The 18735-nt window shown below is 51.6% G+C and carries 11 protein-coding genes; all 11 read left to right on the top strand.

Annotation, left to right across the window (positions count from 1 at the left end; genetic code table 11):
- Window positions 1–32: 32 nt before the first annotated feature.
- The 11 genes from acnD (at window position 33) to WKJ04_RS11780 (ending at window position 18713) form a co-directional block, all read left to right on the top strand.
- Complete coding sequence (acnD, locus tag WKJ04_RS11830) at window positions 33–2618, top strand: Fe/S-dependent 2-methylisocitrate dehydratase AcnD (protein WP_337880608.1); 2586 nt, start codon at window positions 33–35, stop codon at window positions 2616–2618.
- Between the two features lie 91 nt (window positions 2619–2709).
- Entirely contained in the window at window positions 2710–3912 is a 1203-nt protein-coding gene (gene prpF, locus WKJ04_RS11825; protein WP_337880607.1) for a 2-methylaconitate cis-trans isomerase PrpF, read from the top strand.
- Window positions 3913–4015: 103 nt separating this feature from the next.
- A complete protein-coding gene (locus WKJ04_RS11820) occupies window positions 4016–4396 on the top strand; it encodes a hypothetical protein (RefSeq protein ID WP_337880606.1) in 381 nt (126 codons plus the stop codon).
- 59 nt (window positions 4397–4455) lie between these two features.
- On the top strand, window positions 4456–4956 hold the full coding sequence (locus tag WKJ04_RS11815; protein ID WP_337842100.1) for a GNAT family N-acetyltransferase: 501 nt from the start codon (window positions 4456–4458) through the stop codon (window positions 4954–4956).
- 361 nt (window positions 4957–5317) lie between these two features.
- Window positions 5318–8098, top strand: a complete 2781-nt coding sequence (locus tag WKJ04_RS11810) for a TonB-dependent receptor (protein WP_337842099.1) — start codon at window positions 5318–5320, stop codon at window positions 8096–8098.
- A 61-nt stretch (window positions 8099–8159) separates the two neighbouring features.
- The gene (locus WKJ04_RS11805) at window positions 8160–10169 is read left to right on the top strand and encodes a metallophosphoesterase (protein WP_337880605.1); all 2010 of its coding nucleotides are present in this window, start codon (window positions 8160–8162) and stop codon (window positions 10167–10169) included.
- A 55-nt stretch (window positions 10170–10224) separates the two neighbouring features.
- Window positions 10225–10512 (top strand): Rho-binding antiterminator, encoded by a 288-nt coding sequence (locus tag WKJ04_RS11800; RefSeq protein ID WP_337880604.1) that lies wholly within the window; start codon window positions 10225–10227, stop codon window positions 10510–10512.
- 260 nt (window positions 10513–10772) lie between these two features.
- Entirely contained in the window at window positions 10773–14294 is a 3522-nt protein-coding gene (gene hsdR, locus WKJ04_RS11795; protein WP_337880603.1) for a type I restriction-modification system endonuclease, read from the top strand.
- Between the two features lie 196 nt (window positions 14295–14490).
- Window positions 14491–15570 carry a Fic/DOC family N-terminal domain-containing protein gene (locus WKJ04_RS11790; protein WP_337880602.1) on the top strand — a complete coding sequence of 360 codons (1080 nt, stop codon included), beginning with the start codon at window positions 14491–14493 and terminating at the stop codon, window positions 15568–15570.
- 27 nt (window positions 15571–15597) lie between these two features.
- Window positions 15598–17232: an N-6 DNA methylase gene (locus tag WKJ04_RS11785; RefSeq protein WP_337880601.1), complete on the top strand. Its 1635-nt coding sequence runs from the start codon at window positions 15598–15600 to the stop codon at window positions 17230–17232.
- Entirely contained in the window at window positions 17232–18713 is a 1482-nt protein-coding gene (locus tag WKJ04_RS11780) for a restriction endonuclease subunit S (protein WP_337880600.1), read from the top strand. The genes WKJ04_RS11785 and WKJ04_RS11780 overlap by 1 nt, the downstream gene beginning before the upstream one ends.
- The last annotated feature ends 22 nt before the right edge of the window (window positions 18714–18735 follow it).

Raw genomic sequence — 18735 nt, 5'->3', positions numbered from 1 at the left:
GCGGCCCCGGCCGCTGTTTTTGGATGGACAAGATGAATAGCAATTTTCGTAAAAGCCTGGCCGATACCGGCCTGGACTATTTTGATGCCGCCCAGGCGGTCAACCAGTTAAAACCAGGTGCCTGGGCCACTTTGCCTTACACCTCGCGCGTCCATGCGGAAAACCTGGTACGCCGCGCCGACCCGGCACAACTCAATGACTATTTATGGCAGCTGATAAACCGCAAACAAGAGCTGGATTTTCCCTGGTTTCCGGCCCGGGTGGTCTGTCACGATATTCTGGGCCAGACCGCGCTGGTGGATTTAGCCGGTTTACGTGACGCCATTGCCAGCAAAGGCGGCGATCCGGCGCTGGTCAACCCTGTGGTGCCGACCCAGCTGATCGTGGACCACTCGCTGGCCGTCGAGCATGCAGGTTTTGAAAAAGACGCTTTTGAGAAAAACCGAGCCATTGAAGACAGACGCAACGATGACCGCTTCCATTTTATTAACTGGACCAAAACTGCCTTTAAAAATGTGGATGTGATCCCACCGGGCAATGGCATCATGCACCAAATTAACCTGGAGCGGATGTCGCCTGTCATCCATGCCATAGATGGTGTGGCGTACCCGGACACCTTAGTGGGCACAGACAGCCATACCCCTCATGTGGATGCGCTGGGCGTCATTGCCATTGGGGTAGGAGGGCTGGAAGCGGAAAACGTCATGCTGGGCCGCGCCAGCTGGATGCGGCTGCCGGATATTATTGGCGTCGAGCTGACCGGCAAGTTACAACCCGGCATTATGGCAACCGACTTAGTGCTGGCGCTGACTGAGTTTTTACGTAAAGAAAAAGTGGTGTCGGCTTATCTGGAGTTTTATGGGGAAGGGGTGGCGCATTTGTCCCTGGGCGACCGGGCTACCATTTCCAATATGACCCCTGAATACGGCGCCACCGCTGCCATGTTCTCTATAGATCAGCAAACCCTGGATTACCTGACGCTGACCGGCCGCGATGCCAAACAGGTCAGGCTGGTGGAAACCTATGCCAAGACCCTGGGCTTATGGGCCGACGATTTAGCCACAGCTCAGTACGAGCGGGTGCTGACCTTTGATCTGTCGACTGTGGTCCGTAATATGGCAGGCCCGTCCAACCCCCATAAACGCGTGGCGACAGCGGATTTAACCAAAGCCGGTATTGCCACAGGTTTTACCGCACCGGCTGATGGCCAGATGCCGGATGGCGCTGTGATTATCGCCGCCATTACCAGCTGCACCAACACCAGTAACCCACGCAATGTGATCGCCGCCGGTTTGTTGGCACGTAATGCCAATAAGCTGGGCTTAAGCCGCAAACCCTGGGTGAAAACCTCACTGGCACCGGGCTCCAAAGCGGTGCAGCTGTATCTGGAAGAGGCGGCTCTGTTGCCGGAACTGGAGCAGTTGGGTTTTGGCATTGTGGCTTTTGCCTGCACCACCTGTAACGGCATGAGCGGTGCGCTCGACCCTGCCATCCAACAGGAAATTATCGACAGGGACTTGTATGCGACCGCAGTTCTTTCCGGTAACCGCAACTTTGATGGCCGTATTCACCCTTATGCCAAACAGGCGTTTTTAGCCTCTCCGGCTTTAGTGGTGGCTTATGCCATTGCAGGTACGGTGCGTTTTGATATCGAAAAAGACATATTGGGCTATCACGACGGTAAGCCTGTGACCTTAAAAGATATCTGGCCTAGTGATGCTGAGATTGATGCTGTGGTGGCGCAAAGCGTCAAACCTGAGCAGTTTCGCAAAGTGTACGAGCCGATGTTCAGCCTGAACGTCGATTACGGCACTAAAGTGGACCCTTTGTACAACTGGCGGCCACAGAGCACTTACATTCGCCGTCCACCTTATTGGGAAGGGGCCTTAGCGGGTGAGCGCAGCTTAAGCGGTTTGAGGCCATTGGCTGTTCTTGGCGATAACATCACCACCGACCACTTATCGCCATCCAACGCCATTTTGCCCGACAGCGCGGCTGGCGAATACCTGGCGAAAATGGGCTTACCTGAAGAAGACTTTAACTCCTACGCCACCCACAGGGGCGACCATTTAACGGCGCAGCGAGCTACGTTTGCCAACCCCAAACTGCTGAACGAAATGGTGGTGGTGGATGGCAAAGTGATGCAGGGATCGCTGGCACGCCTTGAGCCAGAAGGCAGAGTGACACGGATGTGGGAAGCCATAGAAACCTATATGGAACGCAAACAGCCACTGATCATTATTGCCGGTGCCGATTATGGCCAGGGCTCCAGCCGCGACTGGGCCGCCAAAGGTGTGCGTCTGGCTGGCGTGGAAGTCATTGTCGCTGAAGGTTTCGAACGTATTCACCGCACGAACCTGATTGGTATGGGGGTATTGCCGCTGGAGTTTAAGTCTGGCGTGAACCGTCTGACTTTAGGCATTGACGGCACTGAAACCTATGACGTGATTGGCGAACGACTGCCACGTTGCACGCTGACGCTGGTGATCCATCGCGCTACTGGTGAGCGGCTGGAGGTTCCTGTGACCTGCCGTTTAGACACAGCTGAAGAAGTCTCCATCTACGAAGCGGGTGGTGTGTTGCAACGCTTTGCCAAAGACTTTTTGGGCGAAGCCTGATGGTCATGGAACTGTGGAACACCACTGTTATTCATTGTTGATTGTAGGGGCGTAGCTTGCTGCGCCCATGTTTTTAGCCGCAGGAGGCTAAATGTTTAAACCACAACTTAAAATCCCTGCCACTTATATGCGTGGCGGAACCTCAAAGGGCGTGTTTTTCCGGTTGCAGGATTTACCTGAAGCGGCGCAGCAGCCGGGGCCTGCGCGCGACCAACTGTTGCTGCGGGTGATTGGCAGTCCGGACCCGTACGGCAAACAAATTGACGGCATGGGCGGCGCCACGTCCAGCACCAGTAAAACCGTGATTGTCAGCAAAAGCAGCCAGGCAGGCCATCAGGTCGATTATTTGTTTGGTCAGGTGTCTATTGATAAAGCCTTTGTTGACTGGTCTGGCAATTGTGGCAATTTGTCGGCGGCGGTCGGCTCTTTTGCCATTCAGTCAGGCCTGATTGATGCCGCCGCTTTACCCGCCAATGGCCTGGCCACAGTGCATATCTGGCAGGTCAATATTCAGAAAACCATTGTGGCCCATATTCCGATGCAGGATGGCCAGGTGCAGGAAATGGGCGATTTTGAGCTGGACGGCGTGACCTTCCCGGCGGCTGAAGTGCAGCTGGAGTTTGTTGACCCGGCGGAGGATGACAACGAAGGTGGCGGTTCTCTGTTTCCAACTGGAAACGTAGTTGACACTTTAACTGTACCCGATGTTGGCAGCTTTCCTGCAACCTTTATCAATGCGGGCATTCCAACCATTTTCGTCAATGCGGCTGATATTGGCTACACAGGTGCTGAGCTGCAGGATGACATAAATAACGATGCTGCGGCTTTAGCGCGTTTTGAACAAATCCGGGCTTATGGTGCCTTGCAGATGGGGCTGATTAAGGACCTGAGCGAAGCACAAAGCCGTCAGCATACGCCAAAAATAGCTTTTGTCGCGCGGCCAACAAGCTATACCGCATCCAGCGGGAAAGCGGTTGATGCGGCAGAGGTGGATTTGCTGGTGCGGGCGCTGTCGATGGGCAAGTTACATCACGCCATGATGGGCACCTGTGCGGTGGCCATAGGCACGGCTGCGGCCATTCCCGGTACTCTGGTGAATCTGGCGGCTGGCGGTGGCGAGCGCAGCGCCGTGCGTTTTGGTCATCCGTCCGGCACCTTAAGGGTGGGCGCTGAGGCCCGCTTACAGGACGGCAGCTGGACTGTGACCAAAGCCATTATGAGCCGCAGTGCCCGCGTATTAATGGAAGGATGGGTGCGGGTTCCTGCAGAACCTGGTGCAAACCAGGGGCAGTGAGGACGGTGTGCAGCGCAGCTGATTGAAAAAAACGGCAGATTGCAAATCAGCTGCAGTGCTTGTAGATTAGGGTGCGTATCGGATTTATCAGTTGGAGTGGAATGTGAAAAAGTTGCTTGCTGTGCTGTTTGCTTCAGTGGTGGTTGCGGCCCCGGTCAGTGCCGAAACCAAAAATTATCAATTACTGACAGTGGCCGGTTACCTGAATTTCTATTTGCTGAATGTGAATGCCTGCCAGGATTATCACCCGGAAGTCCGGCAGGAAGCCTATCTGACCGAAGCTCAGCTCTACCCCTGGCTGGATAAGCTGCAAAAGAAACTGGGAAACGACAAAGCAACAGTGGCTGCAGTGGTGCAAAGCCGGCGTGAAGCGTTAAACCAGCAAATTGCTGAAGGTGAATTTACCATTGATCACTGTCAAGCCGTGGTGAAATTATTGTCCGGCGACGGTCTGGATAAAACCCTGCTGCAAAGCCTGAACTAAGTTGCACTGCTGGCAGCATTGACACACAATGCTGCCTTGTTTTCCGACTGGTGCCCCTGATGGAACTGCGCGTTTTATGTCCTGCCGATTTACCTGCCCTATTAACCTTACAAGCTGAATGTTATCCACTGGCACTGAATGAAAGTGCAGCCGTGATGCAAGGGCGTCTCGAAGGGTTTTCTGCTTCCTGCTGGGGGTTATTCAAAGACAGGCAGCTGCATGCTTATTTACTGAGCTACCCATCAACCTATGGGAACATCAGTGCTTTGGGGGCTGATTTCAGTCTGTGTGCCAAGCCAGATACCCTGTACCTGCATGATATGGCGGTGTCGTCGGCCAGTCGGGGGGCAGGTCTGGCGAACCTGCTACTCCATCATGCGGAACACTATGCCAGGCAACAGCAATTTGGTTCATTGACGCTGGTGGCGGTGCAGGGCGCAGAAAGATACTGGCATAAACTGGGTTTTTCCATCCTTGAGACGTTGTCTTTGCAGCAGCAGGCCATGCTGCACAGCTACCAGCCGGAACAGGCCCTTTATATGCACAAACAGCTCTTTTAGTTCCTGCTGTCCATCGTAAAATTCCGGCTGTTAACCGCCTCGCCCTGCCTGCCCGGTTTGGCAGAGCCAGGTGCGTGGTGCAGAAAACTTCGGCGCAGTTCTGCTGAAAGTGCTTTCATTAAGCGTTTGAAAGTATTTGCTTTAATTTACTTTCGTTCAGAAAAGCTAAGCGGCAAATACCTCAGAATTTTGGCGAAAGCATTGCTGCTGACGATCCTTACACTGTGAATAACTCATTGATTCAAAAAAAGTATGCAATAAAACCATCACAATGACGCTGTAATCTCGCCCCCCATCAAACGCAAGGCCGAAAGCGGTGTTGCGACGAAAACCAACAAAAACTGATGTGAAGGGAACCCTGATGAAAGCGCATTTACACCATACAAGCTGTGCATTACCCAAGCGGACGCTGATCAGTCTGGCGGTAGGGCATGTGCTGATCGGCTTAATAAGCAGCCCTGTGCTGGCACAAACCGCACAGAGCGGTGAGCAAAAGGTCGAAGTCATTGCCGTCAAAGGCAGTTACAGCAAAAGCCTGGAACGTGCTGTGGACATGAAACAGCAAAACATTGGCTTCTCAGATTCTATTGTGGCCACCGACATTGCCGATTTCCCGGAGCAAAACCTGGCCGAAGCGCTGCAGCGTATGCCTGGTGTGACCATTGAACGCAGCAAGGGCCTGGGCAGCAAGGTGAATGTGCGCTCTTTACCGTCTGAGTTTACCCATGTGTCCATCAACAACCTGGCGACAGCCTCTGGCAGCGGTGGCCGCGACGTGGAGTTTGATATTTTCGCCTCTGAAATTATTCAAAGCGTGACAGTGCAAAAGTCGCCCACTGCAGCGGATGAGGAGGGCGGCATTGCCGGTTCAGTGCTGATTGGTACCGCCAAACCTTTTGACTTCAGCGAAGGCCAACTGGTGCTGTCGGCAGAAGGGGCTCATAACTCCATTTCAGAAGAAGTCGATCCGAAATTCTCATTGATGGCCAGTGACACTTTTGGTGACTGGGGTGCGTTAGTGTCTTTTTCCAAAGCCGAGCGGACCAACAGAACCGACTCCAACTCAGGTATTAATTTCCGTCCTATGGGCCGTTTTCTGGAAGCCTCTGGCACCCGTTCCACTCAGGCCGCTGCTGTGCTGGCCCGTGACGCCGGTATTGTGGTGCAGGACAGAATGAATAAAGACGAAACCAGCCGCATTATTTTCCAGGACAAAGTAGGCGACCGTGCTTATCTGAACGAGCAGGATAAATGGGGCGCCACAGCCTCTGTGCAGTACAAACCAAGTTCTGCATTCAGCCTGACGCTGGATGCGATGCTGGGCCGTTACGACAGCACTGAAGATGAATACGATGCAGCGGCTTATTCCGCTTCCAGCCGCAGCACCCTGGAAACCATTCATTCTTATGACGACACTACATTGGCTGAGTACGGCATGGTGGTGTTGACTGACGTGTCTTACACCGCTACCCAGCATGAGTTTCTGAGCAAAGAGCGGATTAACGAAACCGAATACAACCAATACAGCGCCACCCTGGACTGGCAGCTGAATGACTGGGATGTCAAAGCGCTGCTGGGCTATTCAGGAGCCGATAAAACGGCCGACTACGCCAACCTGAAGCATGTGGCTTATGCACCTTCCCGCACCCGCTGGACAACGACAGGCGGTGAGACCATTCCCAGCGCCAACCCGGCCACCATTGATATGTACAATGCGGCCAGCAAATATCTGTTTGAGGCCTATGAAACTGAGCTGGAGCAGGTGTCCGACGATAAATATGCGGCCCAGCTGGATTTTAAACGCGATATCGACTGGTCCGCAGTGGCTGCATTAAGTTCAGTGGAGTTTGGTGCCCGTTACACCGACAAGTCAAAAGAACGTCAGTTTGGCGCCATTAAAATTCAGGGCCCGGCCGCCGGTGACAGCTCCTGGGTCAACAAGCGTACCTTGCAGGACAGTGAATTGGGCTACATCTCAGACATAGTGCCTGGTGGTGCTTACCGGCCAAAAGATCTGAACTGGATGCAGGTGTCGAATGATTATGCCCGCCGTACATTCCGTTACGCCGGTTTCTACACACCATTCCAGGTCGATCAGTTCTACCGTGTGGATGAGTCAGTGACTGCACTGTATGCCATGGCGAATTTCGATTTTGAACTGGCCTCGTTGCCAGCCAAACTGAATGCCGGTGTGCGCGCCGTGGATACCGATGTCACCTCTTTTGGTTACCACCCCATCCAGAATGCTGATGGCAGCACGGGTTACACCAAAGATCCGGTGTCAAAAGACGGTAACTACAAGGATGTACTGCCAAGTTTCAACCTGACGGTTGAGCTTACCGATGGCGTGATCTGGCGTACTGCCGCCTCAGAAACCCTGATGCGTCCGGCCTTAACCGACATCGCGTACAAACGCAGTGTCAGCTGGAACGAGTTCCGCTTTAAAGACGGTAACCCGGATTTACAGCCAACCCAGGCCAAACAGTGGGAAACTGGCGTGGAATGGTATATGGAAAACGGCGGTATTCTGGCTGCGTCTTACTTCTGGAAAAACATTGAAGGGGTGGTGCGCGAAGCCCTGACCGGTGTGGTGGAAAATGTCGAAAAGCGCAATGCCGACGGCTCGCTGGATGGATACTACGACTTCGATGTCTATCAGCCGGTCAATGCCGAGGGCTCTTACAAAGTGACAGGTCTGGAGCTGATTGCTCAGTTGCCACTGGACGCACTGAGCCCGGCGCTGGAAGGTTTTGGTATTAACAGCAACTACACCATGCTGGACAATACGCTGACCGGTTCGTCCACCCTGGGTATTCCAACACCGCCGGAAGGCCTGGCGGATAAGACCTATAACTTCACCTTGTATTATGAAAACGACAGCTTTGACGCGCGTTTGTCCTACAACTACAAGGATAAATACGTGGAATACATTCACCTGAATATGTATCCGGTGTACCGCGATGCCTATGGCCAGACCGATTTATCTGTCAGTTACCAGCTGACGGACAATGTCCGTGTCAGTCTGAAGGGTATTAATATCACCGATGAAGAGACCTCAGGTTACACCCTGACACCGGCCTTCCCGGTGATGTATGAGTTCTCGGGCCGTCGTTACAGCCTGGGTTTAAGAGCCGATTTCTAAGCTATTCGGCGCTCCAGGCCACAGCACTGCTGTGGCCTTTTTCTTTAAGGGACAGGACCCAATGACGTTCTCTGGTTCTCTTCGTTTTAGCGCTCTGCTGTTGACCGCCAGCCTGACCAGCTTCAGCAGTGCAGCCTTTGCCGTATCGACGCAGCAGCCACTTCAGGTTGCCTTTATGCCGGACGCACATTTTCATGATGTGTACGCCAAATTCGCCGACCACAGCTTTCGTGGCATCCAGGACGAGCAGAGCGGCCAGTTCGCGACTATCCGCACTATGGCTGCGCAGCTGCATTCCACCCGGTTATTTAACGAAAACTACTTTGCGCTGAAAGCGGCACTTGATGATGCCGCCCGGCGTCAGGTCAAGCTGGTGGTGTTGCCGGGAGACTTTAGTGACGACGGTCAGCCGGTGCATTTACGCGGCCTGAAGCAGCTGTTGCAGCAGTACGAACAGCAGCATGGCATGAAGTTTTTCCTGACGCTGGGCAATCATGATCCGGTGCGGCCTTTTGCCAGTGCTGGTGGGAAAGATGATTTTCTCGGCAGTGACGCCAGGCCGCAGCCGATTTTCAGCCCGGATTCCGCAGAGTGTCAGTCTGCCAGTAAAGCCGCACGGCTAATTTGCTCGGCTGAACTGGGCCACCTGGGCTACAGCGGTGTGCTGGAGCTGCTGGGCGATTATGGCTTTTATCCGAGCGAATCGGATCTGTATTGGGAGAGTCCGTATAGCCAGCTTGACCAGCCTTATCAGTACAGCAGCGCCAAAGCACAAAGTGGGTTACAGCAGCGTCAGTACCAGGTCTGTGCCAACCAAGGTAGTGCCAATCAAAGTAGCGCTAACCAACGCAGTGCGGCACCCGTCTGTGAGCTTGTGCCGGATGCCAGCTACCTGGTGGAGCCTGTGCCTGGGCTTTGGTTACTGGCGATTGACGCCAATGTCTATAAGCCCAAACTGGAGAATGGCCAGCTGGAGTATGCCGGTTCCGGCAATGCGGGCTACAACGAATTGTTGACCTACAAGCCGCAGCTGCTGCCCTGGATCCGCTCCGTGGTCAGTCGCGCCAAAGCGCAGGGGAAAACGCTGCTGAGCTTCAGTCATTTCCCGATGGCCGAGTTTTATCAGGGCCAAAGCGGCGCTATCGAGCAGTTGTTTGGTGAGGACCAAGGCCAGTTAAGCCGGGTGCCGCTGGCGCCAACCAGTGCCTTGTTGGCTGACACCGGGTTACGACTGCATGTGGCTGGCCATATGCATTTAAATAATACCGCCGCTGTGCCAGCCAAAAACGGTGGCCAGCTGGTGAATATTCAGGCGCCGTCATTAGCGGCCTATGTACCGGCCTATAAGCTGCTGACGCTGCAAAACACTCAAAAAGTAAAAGTCGATACCATCCTGCTGCAGCAGGTGCCCGGCTTTTCCGCCTTATTTGGTTTTTATCAGCGTGAATGGCAGCAACTGAAACAGCATGGAGAACCGCTGTGGGATCTCGGACTGTTGCAGGCAAAAAACTACCGTGACTTTACCAAAGGCCATTTGCAGGAATTAACCCGGCTGCGTTTTTTACCCAAAGACTGGCCTGCTGAGCTGCGTACTCTGTTGCTTCAACTGAATGCCGGTCAAATGCTGCTACTGGCGTCAGAACCTGGTGAACTCAGTCTGGCGAGCTACCTGAACGATCCAACGCAGTTAGCTGCCTTATTGCAACAACCGGCTTATCAGGCAGGGGCCAGCTTGTTGCAGCAACAGGCCAGTGCAGCAGGGCAAGACTGGGCTGACCTCAGCCAGATCTCCGGTTTTGAGGTGGCGGTGGATTTTTACCGGCTGCAAAATGCCGGCGAGTTGGCGATACCAGATATTGGTGAGCGTCGTCTGGCCCAGTACCGCTGGTTAGGTGAACAATTGGGGGCAGCCCCGGCTGTGGTCAGCCGGGACTGGCAGCAGCTCAGCCTGCAGCACTACAGTCAGCAGCATTTTGCTTTGTTGTTTGCCATTTTAAATGGCTTTCAGCAGGGGCTGCCCAATCGCCGCTTTAGCGTAGATTTGCAAAGCGGCGCCTTGCTGAAGGACTAGACTGCAAGGGCAGGGGGTGTTCCCTGCCCACAACAACTGACCAAAGGAGGCCACCGTGAGCCAAAACATCAACCCAGCTATGCTTGCCTGCGATCTGCACGACCATATCGAAATTATCTGTATGCGGCGTTACCAGGTAGAGCTGCATCTGCTGGATGGCACTGTGCTGACCGGTGTGGCCGCTGACACCCGCAGCAGCAACGGACAAGAGTTTCTTCAGCTGGAACTGCAGGGGCCGCCGCAGGACGTTGCGCTGCTGCGAATTGAACGCATCCATGTGCTTGACCCGCAGGCCCCGCTGCAGGATATCTGGTTGCAGCAGGGCGGCAGCTGCGCCTTGTAGCCTCAGGCCGACCCGCCTACCAAGGCGGCTACCAGACAGCGCAATCCTACCGCTATTGGGGGCCAGCTCGATCTTATACCGCAAGACACAACTTCGTTCACACGGAAATTTGTCATTGTTAGTTGCAGCTGGTTTTGCTGTCCCGTCGCACCTGAAGCTTAATGTTTTTTAATTAACCTCGTGTTTTTATTCTAATTTCTTGGCAGAATGAGTTTGTTAGGGATTTTCCCATTTCGATACGACAAAAGGGGTTGCAGACAGTGACGTTGGCAAATCACAGCACAAATTTTGACTTTCTGAGCGAACACGACTCGCTGTTTACCGAACTTGCAGCTGCTGCTGAGCGTGCCTTTCCCAGCGACCCCAATACCACTTTGATGAAACTGCGCCAGTTGGGTGAAGCCTTGGCCCAGCATATTGCTGTTTTGGCGGGCGTTGATTTTGACCAGCACACCACGCAGGCTGATCTGCTTTACAAACTCAACCGTGAATTAAAGCTGGAGCCTGTGGTGCGTGAGCTTTTTCATACGCTACGCATCGAGGGAAATAAGGCAACCCACCAGTTCAAAACACCGCATAAAGAAGCCATCAACGGCTTAATGGTTGCCCGCAAACTGGCGATTTGGTTTCATCAGTCCTTTGGTAAAGCCGGAATTGCTTTTAAACCGAGCCCTTTTGTAGCACCTGTCGACCCGAGCCAACAGCTGCGTGACCTGCAAGCTGAAATTGCCAAAGTCAAAGCGGAGTTACAGCAAGCCAGTATCGATTTAAGTTCCAGCAAGCAGCTAAACGAGCTCATCGCCAAAGAAAAGACTGAATATGAAACGCTGTCATTTGCGATGGATGCAGAGGCGAGGGCGTTAGCAGCGCAATCGGCGCAGCACGAGCAGGCATTGGCGCAGCAGCAGCTTGAGTACGAAGCCAAAATCAAAGCGCTGCAATCTCAGCTTTCACAGAAAGATGAGCAAACGCAGGCGCAACAACGGCAGACTCTGAACAAAAACACTCAGGCAGCAACCCAGCATATTGTGCTGGATGAAGCGCTTACCCGTATTTTGATTGACCAGCAACTGAAAGAAGCTGGCTGGGTAGCGGACAGCGAAGCACTGACTTTTAAAAACGGCGACCGACCGGAAAAAGGCAAAAATAAAGCCATTGCAGAATGGCCAACTTCACTTAACGGCGAAAAAGGTCGGGCTGATTACGTGCTCTTTGCTGGCCTTACGCCAATTGCCGTGGTTGAAGCGAAAAAAGAGAACGTCAACGTCGCCGGTAAAATCGATCAGGCTGAACGTTACAGCCGCGGTTACCAACTGGCTTCAGCGCAAACCAGCGCCTGGCAATTGGCTGGTTTAACCTCCGCCTGGTCAGATGGCCAGAGTGGCCATTATCAAGTGCCGTTTGTCTACTCCTGTAACGGCCGGCCTTATGTACCACAATTGGCCGAGCAATCCGGCACCTGGTTTCGTGATATCCGTTCGCCAAGTAACCTCAAACGGGCCTTACAGGGTTTCCATACCCCAGAGGGTTTAACCGACCTGCTGAAACGCAGCAAGGAAGAGGCAGAGAAACAACTGCAAAAGGAACCTTTTGGCTACCTGAAGGTTCGTGAATATCAGAAAAAAGCCATTGAAGCGGTAGAGAAAGTGCTTGCCCAAAACCGGCCGACTGCCTTGCTGGCCATGGCGACCGGCACCGGCAAAACCCGCACCATTATTGGTTTGATGTACAGGTTTTTAAAAACTGAGCGCTTTAAACGAATTTTGTTTTTGGTCGACCGAACAGCGCTCGGCCAACAAGCGTTAGACAGCTTCCATGAGGCACCGCTGGAGCAAAACCACACGCTGTCAAAGATTTACAATATCGCTGAACTGGGCGATATGGCCGCCGAAGCTGAAACCCGCGTGCAGGTGGCCACAGTGCAAGCTATGGTCAAACGCATCTTTATCAGCGATAACCCGCCGGCGCTTGACCAATTCGACTGCATCATCATCGACGAAGCGCACCGTGGTTACACGCTGGATCAGGAAATGACAGACGGTGAACTGGCAACCCGGGATGCGGCGCAATACCTATCCAGCTACCGGCGCGTGCTCGATTATTTTGATGCCTTCAAAGTAGCGCTCACCGCCACGCCAGCCAAGCATACCAGCGAGATTTTTGGTAAACCGGTGTACACCTATTCGTATCGCGAAGCTGTGGCCGATGACTGGCTGATTGATCACGAGCCGCCGATCCGCTTTGAAACTTTGCTCACTCAGAACGGCATCAAATTTGAAAAAGGTGCAAAGGTACAGGCCATCAACACCCAAACCGGCGAAATTGAAGTAGCCGATCTTGAAGACGAACTTAATTTTGAGGTGGATGCTTTTAACCGTCGGGTGATCAACGAAAACTTTAACCGGGTGATTTGTAACCAACTGGCCAAAGAGCTCGACCCCTTTGGCGATGAAAAAACCATGATTTTTTGCGCCACCGACTTGCATGCCGATATGGTCAAACGCCTGTTAGACGAGGCGTTTAAAGAGCTCTACAACGGTGATTACAACCAAGCAGCAGTGGCCAAAATCACCGGTCAAAGCGATAAAGTGGAACAGTTAATCCGTCAGTACAAAAACGAGCGTTACCCCAATATCGCCATCACTGTTGATTTACTGACCACAGGCATCGACGTGCCGAAAATCTGTAATCTGGTATTTATGCGCCGGGTTAAATCGCGCATTTTGTACGAGCAGATGATTGGCCGTGCGACACGACGCTGTGATGAAATCGGCAAAACCGTGTTTCGTATTTACGACCCGGTGGATATTTACGCCACGCTGCAAGACGTCAATACCATGAAACCGCTGGTCAAAGACCCCAATATCACCATAGAGCAATTAGTCGACGAATTGGTGAGCCCTGAAAAATTACAGCAAGCGCTGGCAACCCCAGGTGAACAACAGGGCCAAACACATGCCGACGTTGTGTTAAGTCAGCTCAGTCAAAAACTAATGCGTGTACTACGTAAAGCCGAAAACAAAGCCGACAAAAAGCCAGCGCTGAAAGAAAAACTCAGTGAGCTACAAAACCTGTGGGGCGTTGAACCGAAAAACCTGCACACCCATTTAAAACAAATGGGCCCGACCCAAGCTGCCAAATTTATTCAGCAACATAGCGGGTTGTTAAACCAGCTGAACGCCGTCAACCAATTGATTGGCTCGCTGTATCAGCCGGTATTGTCTGATCACTATGACGAACTGGTGGTGCATGAACAAAACTATGGCAAATATCAAAAGCCGGAGGATTACTTAGAAAGCTTTGAGCAGTTTATCAAAGCACAACTCAATCAATCCGTGGCACTTGCGGTGGTGGTAAACAAACCACGGGATTTAACCCGCGAGCAGCTCAAAGAAGTAAAGTTGATGCTCGATAGTGCCGGGTTTTCTGAGGCAACCTTGCGATCTGCCGTGCGTGGTCAAACCAAAGAAGACATTGCAGCCAGTATTGTTGGCCATATTCGACGGGCGGCGCTCGGTGAGCCGTTGCTACCTTTTGAACAGCGGGTGGCCAATGCCATGCAGCGGCTGTACAAACAACACAACTTCAATTCGAACCAACGCAAATGGTTAGAACGGCTCGCTAAACAGTTAGTGCATGAAGTGGTGGTTGACCGCGAGTTCGTCAACAACTGTTTTGCCAACGACGGTGGTGCGAAGCGGCTCAATGTGGTGTTGGATAACCAGCTTGACCAGGTGCTGGCTGAGTTATCTGAAGCGATGTGGCTTCATCAAAGTGCTTAAAGCGTTTTTATCTCCCGCTGAATTTTGCATCTTGAAGTTGCGGGCGAAATGGCGTAGCCAACAAAGCCACAGTTTCAAGAACGACGGGTATATGTATAGTTTTTCTACTTTTGTATGCAAATAGAGTTCGTAATATATAAATTACTTCGTTTTATATATATATTGCCTGCGACATAGATAAAAAAGGCCACTTTGTATGCATAACAGCTTACCCATGCTGCCGCTGGCTGACATTGCCCGCTGGGAAACCCGCGCTGTGTTAAAAAAAACAGCGGAGGCCCATCGGTATCTGGCCGAATTAAAAGGTGTTGCTGCCAGTATTCCCAATGAAGCCATTCTGATTAACACCTTGGCACTGCAAGAAGCCAAAGACAGCTCGGAAGTAGAAAATATTGTCACCACGCATGACGAGTTGTACAAAGCCAACCTGTTTGCCGAAGCACTGACCAACCCGGCCGCCAAAGAAGTACAAGACTATGTGTTTGCGCTGAAACAAGCTTTTGCTACGGTCCGGCGTACTAGCCTGATCCGGCTTGATGACATCTTAGCGGTGCAGCAACAACTTGAGCATAACCAAGCCGGGTTACGCCGCTTGCCTGGCACTGCGCTGAAAAACGCCCGCACCGGCGAAGTGGTATATACACCACCGCAGCATGGCGCTGAAATTAGCCAATTGATGGCCAATCTAGTGCAATACATCAATGACGACAGCCTGTGTGACGCCGATCCGCTGGTGAAAATGGCGATCATTCACCACCAGTTTGAAAGTATCCATCCCTTTTACGATGGCAACGGCCGTACAGGCCGAATTATCAATATTTTGTATTTAGTAGCCAAGGGCTTACTGAATTTGCCGGTGTTGTATTTAAGCCGCTTTATCATTCTGCATAAAGCCGATTACTACACGCAGTTGCAGCAGGTACGCGAAACTGGCAATTGGGAACCCTGGCTGCTGTACATGTTGGACGGCATTATTGAGACGGCACAGGACACCATTACGCTTATCACCCAGATGAAAGCCTTGATGCAAGGCGTAAAACACCGCTTGCGCGAGCAGTTGCCGAAAATTTACCGCCAGGAATTGCTAAACAATCTGTTTTACCACCCTTATACCAAAATTGAATTTCTGGTCGAGGATTTAGGCGTTAGCCGCATTACTGCCACCAAATACCTGGAATTGCTGGTTGAACATGGCTTTTTACAGAAGCAGAAAATTGGCCGCGGCAATTATTACATTAACCAACCACTGTGCGATTTGTTAAAAGCACATGGCTAACCTTGATTGTTACCAATAGAGTCCCCTATGACCAACAACGACATCGTGCAAAAACTCTGGAACCTCTGTGACGTGCTGCGTGACGACGGCATTAACTACAGCGATTACGTCACCGAACTCGTCCTGTTGCTGTTTATCAAAATGGTGCATGAAAACACCGAAGCTGGCACCTTAAAAAAACACCCATTACCTGAAGGCTGCCGCTGGAGCGATTTAAACAGCAAATCCGGTATTAACCTTCTAAATAACTACAAATCTATCTTGCTGGCTTTGTCGACTGGCAAGCGGCTTGAAGCAGATCCAAAAGAGCCTGGTAAAACTATTGAAGTCCAGGTGCATGAAGATCAGCTGATTAGTGCCATCTACGCCGACGCCCAAACCCGCCTGCGTGAGCCACGTCATTTAGAGCAGATGATAAAAAACCTCGATCAAATCGACTGGTTTAGTGCGCAAAAAGACGGCCTTGGCGATTTATACGAAGGCTTACTGGAGAAAAACGCTGGCGAAACTAAATCCGGCGCTGGCCAGTACTTCACGCCACGCGCACTGATTAACAGCATGGTGCGCTGTTTAAAACCACAAGCCGGTGAAGTAGTACAAGACCCGGCGGCTGGCACCGCGGGTTTTTTAATTGCCGCCGATAGCTATGTGAAACAGCACACTGACGATTTATACGATTTAACGGCCACCCAGCAGGCCTTTCAGAAAAACCAGGCCTTTGTTGGTGTTGAACTTGTCCCCGGCACCCGCCGCTTAGCCTTAATGAACTGCCTGCTGCATGGCATGGAGGGCGACGATGACGGCGTGGTGCATTTAGGCAATGCCTTAGGTGATGCCGGTAAAAACCTCAAAGCCGCCGATATCATTCTGGCCAACCCGCCCTTTGGCACCAGCAAAGGCGGCGAAGCCAGCAACACCCGTGACGATTTAACTTTTAAAACCAGCAACAAACAGCTGGCCTTTTTGCAGCATATTTACCGCAACTTAAAGCCGGGCGGCCGCGCCGCCGTGGTACTGCCCGACAACGTGTTATTTGAAGCAGGCATTGGCACCGAGGTGCGCCGCGATTTAATGCACAAGTGCAACCTGCACACTATTTTGCGCCTGCCGACCGGTATTTTTTACGCCCAGGGCGTGAAAACCAACGTGCTGTTTTTCAGCAAAGGCAGCGCCAAAGATAAATACCAAAGCGAAAACTGCACCGAACACGTCTGGGTCTACGACCTTCGCACCAATATGCCAAGTTTTGGTAAACGCACACCCTTTGGTAATGCCTCGTTAGGTTTTACTGATGACTGCTTTGGGCAAGACCCACATCTAGGTGCCTTTGAAAAAGTCTACGGCGACGACCCGCACGGTCAAAGCCCGCGAATCGAGGGCGAATACAGCTTTGACGCCGAGCGGGTAGAAGTGGCTGCAACCGATGAAAACCAGGGCGTCGACGAGCGTTTAGCCCATAGCCGCTGGCGCAAATTCAGCCGCGAGTGGATTAAAGAACATAAAGGCGACTCGCTGGATATCAGCTGGCTAAAAGACAAAGACAGTGTGGATGCGGCGAATTTACCAGAGCCAGATGTATTGGCACGCGAGGCGAAAGAAGAGTTGGAAGCGGCGCTGAGTGAGTTGGATGCGTTGTTAAAGGCTTTGGAAGGGGCGGTGTGATGGGGGAGGTGAATCTGCCCTTAGATTGGCAAAATTGTGCTCTTGGTGACCTTTTAACAGGAATTCAAACAGGGAAAAGTGTCCGTTGCGATGAAAGACCACCTCAGTTGCAAGAGAAAGGCTTAATTAAGATTAGTGCAGTTACATGGGGGGAATTTAATGAAAATGAGAGTAAAACATTACTAAGTACTGACCATCTGCAATCTAGTCATAAGATCGATATCGGCGACCTTCTTATTTCAAGAGCAAACACCCTAGAACTAGTTGGCGCCTGTGTGATGGTTAAAAATTTATCTAAGAATTTGTACCTAAGTGATAAGGTTCTGCGTTTAGAAATAGATAATTTATTAAAACCGTTGGTGCTTCGATATTTAAACTCGAAGGATGCCCGTATTCAGATTGAGAGCTTAGCAACTGGCAACCAGTTATCAATGCGCAACATATCACAGGACGCCATTCGCGCTATTAGATTACCGCTCCCCCCACTAGCAGAACAAAAAGTAATAGCCGAAAAACTGGACACCCTGCTGGCACAGGTTGACAACACCAAAGCCCGCCTCGAGCGCATCCCCGAAATCCTAAAAAGCTTCCGCCAATCCGTCCTCGCCGCCGCAGTCTCCGGAAAATTGAGCGAGGAGTGGCGATCTAATGCTTCAATCGAGCCCCGAGATTATTCACAGATTGCAATTGAAGAGCGCAAGTTAAGAGGTATTCGTGAGACTAAACATTCAAAAATAGCCAACACAGAAGAAATTCCATTTGAAATCCCAGATTCCTGGCAGTGGTTTCGCCTTGGAAATCTTGCATTAAAAATTACAGATGGGGCGCACAATACACCAAAAGTCCTTAATGAGGGATTTCCCTACATAATGGCGAAAGACTTAACCGTGGGATTTTTGGATTTTTCTGAGAAACGCTATATTTCGGAAAAAGAACATAGGGAGTTGTACTTGAAATGTGTTCCGGAGCGTGATGATTTACTTGTTGTAAATATCGGTGCAGGTACAGGGAATAACGTCTTAGTGGATGTGGATTTCGAATTTAGTTTCAAAAATATTGCGATAATAAAACGTCCAAGCTTCATTATAGGTAAGTATCTAAAATGCTTCTTCGATTCTCAAAAGCAGAGAATTTTTGATGAACAGACCAGAGGTGGTGCTCAACCATTTTTGAGTTTAACAGTATTGAATGAACTTGCTTTTGCATTACCTTCTAGGGAAGAACAAACCGAAATCGTCCGCCGGGTAGAACAGCTATTCGCCTTCGCCGACAGCATAGAACAAAGAGCCAATGCCGCTTTAGCGCGGGTGAATAACCTCACCCAATCCATTCTCGCCAAAGCATTCCGTGGTGAACTCACCGCCGATTGGCGAGCCGCCAACTCCGATCTCATTAGCGGCGACAATAGCGCTGAGGCGTTACTGGCCAAAATCAAAGCCGAGCGGGCAAAGTTAGCGAAAAAAGCCAAGGCTAAAGCATGACAATTAGCATATAGCTGCTAGA

The organism is Rheinheimera sp. (assembly GCF_037442345.1).
In the GTDB taxonomy this organism is placed as follows: domain Bacteria; phylum Pseudomonadota; class Gammaproteobacteria; order Enterobacterales; family Alteromonadaceae; genus Pararheinheimera.
This window is presented reverse-complemented; position numbering and strand designations above follow the sequence as displayed.

Bases quoted from the DNA above. Each gene is read 5' to 3' on its own strand.
- WKJ04_RS11815 (WP_337842100.1), top strand. From the start codon at position 4,456: ATGGAACTGCGCGTTTTATGTCCTGCCGATTTACCTGCCCTATTAACC.
- WKJ04_RS11810 (WP_337842099.1), top strand. From the start codon at position 5,318: ATGAAAGCGCATTTACACCATACAAGCTGTGCATTACCCAAGCGGACG.
- acnD (WP_337880608.1), top strand. From the start codon at position 33: ATGAATAGCAATTTTCGTAAAAGCCTGGCCGATACCGGCCTGGACTAT.
- prpF (WP_337880607.1), top strand. From the start codon at position 2,710: ATGTTTAAACCACAACTTAAAATCCCTGCCACTTATATGCGTGGCGGA.
- WKJ04_RS11785 (WP_337880601.1), top strand. From the start codon at position 15,598: ATGACCAACAACGACATCGTGCAAAAACTCTGGAACCTCTGTGACGTG.
- WKJ04_RS11805 (WP_337880605.1), top strand. From the start codon at position 8,160: ATGACGTTCTCTGGTTCTCTTCGTTTTAGCGCTCTGCTGTTGACCGCC.
- WKJ04_RS11790 (WP_337880602.1), top strand. From the start codon at position 14,491: ATGCATAACAGCTTACCCATGCTGCCGCTGGCTGACATTGCCCGCTGG.
- WKJ04_RS11780 (WP_337880600.1), top strand. From the start codon at position 17,232: ATGGGGGAGGTGAATCTGCCCTTAGATTGGCAAAATTGTGCTCTTGGT.